We start from the raw sequence: 3,606 nt of genomic DNA on the forward strand, positions 1-3,606 counted from the left end.
GAAAAGTAGCTAATGGATTTAAAGAAACAATGAAAATTATTTTTGATGAATATCTACCAAAATGGAATTATCGTGCAGTGCCGACTATTTAACCAACGCTAAAGTTATTAAATTTTCATTCCTAACTCTGCCAATATTTTTGATTTTTGTGTCTGAGAATCACGACAATCCAAATCGTCAAAAACTAAAATTAGGTCACATTTATTTGCTTCTCCTTTTAAGGCGATGGGCAATTCTTCCTTAATTTGCTCGATTAAGCTGTTACCTGTTTTTCCATAACTACCTGCTTTATTAGGTTTCGGGCCGGGTTTTTGACGAACTGGTGTTTTTCGTTCAAATCTACACCCAGGAAAAGTTTTTTCTAAAAAAGGCAAGAAGCCTCTAACTTCAGATTCACCGCCTCCAGAGAAAACCCACACTACCACGGCCATCCTCCAATAGTTGGATCGCCAACACGGTATAAGTCGCCTAATTCCCATCCCTGTTCAAGTTTTGGCTGTAGCATTTCTTTTGAAAGAGATTTGATTGAGAAATGTGTTCTATTTTTCGGATAAAAACAAAGAACATTCTCTAAGCAATCAGTAAAGTGATCTAAAAGGTCGGGACTATGTGTAGTAATAATTATCTGAGTTTTGGTGGCAGCTTTTTTGATCCACTCAGCTAGAATTGGCATCCACGATACGTGCAATCCTAATTCCGGTTCATCAATAACTATCAAAGAAGGAATCAGTGGAGAATGTAAAATAGTTGCCCAACAAAGCATCCTCACAGTTCCATCCGACATTTCATTTAGGTAAAATGCTTCATCATCAATACCTTCAAAATACCATTCTACAGTGAGAGATAGGCGACCAGAAGGTAAAGCTCTAAGGCGACGAGTTTTTGGGAGGATTGACTTCATTGCCTCGTTAATGCTATCTTCAAAATTGATAGATTTTTGGTTTAAATTGTACAAGACTAAAGGCAGATTATCTCCCGAAGCAGATAGATAAATATCACTGCCACCTATTTTAGGTTCTGCGGTTCTAATTAAACTCAAGTTCATGTTGTTGGCATTATAAAATTGCCATTTTGAAATGAATTCAATTAATTTTCTTCTAATTTTGTAAACAGGTCGTGTATCTTCTGGGGGCAATTGACTATTTTCAAGGAGTATGGGAATTGTCAATAAACCCAAAGAATTTGTAGGAATGTTATCTAAAAGTTGAAACTGAGTTGACTCTTGACCGGGAGAAGTGTAAACATATAAAAAGCCTTGCCCTAATTCTCTTTCATGTAATTCATAGTAATAGAAAATTTGCTTGCTGGAAGAAGTTTCCTGCAAATCTTCTCCGCCATACAGATATTCTTCAGAGATGCTCGCCCTTACTTTTTGTCGATCGATATAAAGTTTGAAATCAAGAATTGCGCTGTCTTTTTGAAGATTACCAGTTTGGGAAATTTGCGAAAAACAGTAAGCAATACTGACTTTTGCTGGAGTTTTAACATTGACATCTAAGATTTTATCACCGCCAAATTTAGAAATAGCATCCTCAAAACTACTCACGCCCCGATTTTCGTCGGGAATAGATGTCAGGCAATCTTTTAAAAATTTTAAACAACTGATAAAATTGCTTTTACCTGAACCGTTCGATCCGATAAATATATTCAGTTTTTTTAAATCTACAGACTGCTCTAATTGCAGATTTTTATAATTTTGGGTTTTCAGAAATCTAACAATTGGTTGATTCATACGATCGTTCCGGTTATATAGCAGAAGGCAGAAGCAATAACAGTCCATAACTGAACAAGGAATCTAAAAAATTAAAAGGTAAAAAATTAATTTTTTACCTTCTAACTTGCGACTTTCTGACTTCCGGTTACGGAACAAACTTTTTGAAGGCCAGCGTCACGTTGTGGCCGCCAAATCCAAAGGAATTCGACAGCGCTACATCAACTTTGAGATCGCGACTTGTATGCGGAACATAGTCTAAATCGCACTCAGGATCGGGATTCTCCAGATTGATTGTCGGCGGGATTTTGTCATTGGCGATCGCCATTACCGTCGCCACCGCTTCAATTCCCCCAGAACCGCCCAACAGGTGACCCGTCATTGACTTGGTAGAACTAATTGCTACTTTGTAAGCGCTTTCGCCCAAGGTCTTTTTAATCGCATTCGTTTCCGTAGAATCGTTGGGAAGCGTGCTCGTGCCGTGAGCATTGATATAGCTCACCATATCCGGCGTTAAACCGCCATCCTTGAGCGCTAAAGCGATCGCCCGCGATGCACCTTCACCCCCCGGTACTGGGGATGTCATGTGATACGCATCGCAGGTTAAACCGTAGCCGACGATTTCTGCGTAAATTCTGGCGCCGCGCGCCAAAGCGTACTCCATTTCTTCTAGAATCAGAATGCCAGCACCTTCGCCGACGACAAAACCGTCACGATCGCGATCGAACGGACGGCAAGCATGAGTCGGGTCATCATTACGAGTCGAAAGCGCCCTCGCCGCAGCAAAACCCGCTACACACAAAGGTGTCACCGCAGCTTCCGTACCCCCGCAAATCATCGCTTGCGCGTAACCTCCCTGAACCATGCGAAACGCATCGCCCACCGCATTTGACCCCGCAGCACAAGCCGTCACCGTGCAAGAGTTCGGCCCCTTGGCGCCAGTGTGAATCGCTGTCAGGCCTGCGGCCATATTCGCAATCATCATCGGAATCATAAACGGGCTGCATCGATCGGGGCCGCGATTCAGATAGATTTCTTGCTGGTCTTCTAAAACCTTGAGGCCGCCAATGCCGGTGCCAAGAATGACACCCACCTGTTCTGCGTTCAGGTCATTAATCTCAAACTTTGCATCAGCTAGAGCTTGTTTGCTCGCTGACACCCCAAATTGAGCAAAGCGATCCATCCGCTTTGCTTCTTTGCGCTCTAAATAGTCGTGTGGGTCGTAACCCTTTACCTCTCCAGCAATCCGGCAGTCGTGCCGCGACGCATCGAATAAGGTGATCGGGCCGATGCCATTCTTCCCAGCAAGCAACCCGTCCCAATATTCAGACAAGGTATTGCCGATCGGTGTAATCGCGCCGAGACCAGTGATAACAACGCGCTTACGCTCTAAATTTGTCATGATTTCAGTTTCAAAAAATTAAACACCCAGAACGCAGAACAAAAGAGGAGTTGTTAGTTTTTTAACTTTTCTCCTCTTAGGGGAAAAGAGAGGTATTTTATGCTTTTGGAGCTGCAAGTTTCTCGCTGATGAAATCTACAGAAGCTTGAACCGTGGTAATTTTTTCGGCGTCTTCGTCGGGAATTTCAATATCAAACTCTTCTTCCAAGGCCATGACCAACTCTACTGTATCTAAGGAGTCTGCTCCTAAATCGTTAGCAAAGTTGGCTTCGGGCTTGACTTCGCTCGGATCGACTTCGAGTTGATCGGCCACAATTTTCTTGACTCTGGCAAAAATGTCGTCTTGACTCATAACATCGTGTCCTCATTGGTTGCTGCGTATCTAATCTTATCCGAAAGGGGGATCTGCAAGAAAAAGGCTTGCCGCTTTTCTAAGTGACACGAGGCAGAGGGGGAGATGGGGAGATGGGGAGAGGGGGAGATGGAGATGGGG

4 protein-coding genes are annotated in these 3,606 nt (G+C 43.0%); all 4 read right to left on the minus strand.

Annotated features, from left to right (window positions below; translation table 11 throughout):
• Positions 1-107: 107 nt before the first annotated feature.
• The gene (locus tag K4039_RS26485) at positions 108-374 is read right to left on the minus strand and encodes a hypothetical protein (RefSeq protein ID WP_265239484.1); all 267 of its coding nucleotides are present in this window, start codon (positions 372-374) and stop codon (positions 108-110) included.
• Positions 375-418: 44 nt separating this feature from the next.
• Entirely contained in the window at positions 419-1,780 is a 1,362-nt protein-coding gene (locus K4039_RS26490) for an AAA family ATPase (RefSeq protein ID WP_321161667.1), read from the minus strand.
• 79 nt (positions 1,781-1,859) lie between these two features.
• On the minus strand, positions 1,860-3,113 hold the full coding sequence (gene fabF / locus K4039_RS26495) for a beta-ketoacyl-ACP synthase II (protein ID WP_265239486.1): 1,254 nt from the start codon (positions 3,111-3,113) through the stop codon (positions 1,860-1,862).
• Between the two features lie 97 nt (positions 3,114-3,210).
• Positions 3,211-3,465 (minus strand): acyl carrier protein, encoded by a 255-nt coding sequence (gene acpP / locus K4039_RS26500; RefSeq protein WP_265239487.1) that lies wholly within the window; start codon positions 3,463-3,465, stop codon positions 3,211-3,213.
• Positions 3,466-3,606: the final 141 nt, after the last annotated feature.

Origin of the sequence: Lyngbya sp. CCAP 1446/10 (assembly GCF_026130175.1) — a bacterium.
Lineage (GTDB): Bacteria > Cyanobacteriota > Cyanobacteriia > Cyanobacteriales > Microcoleaceae > Microcoleus.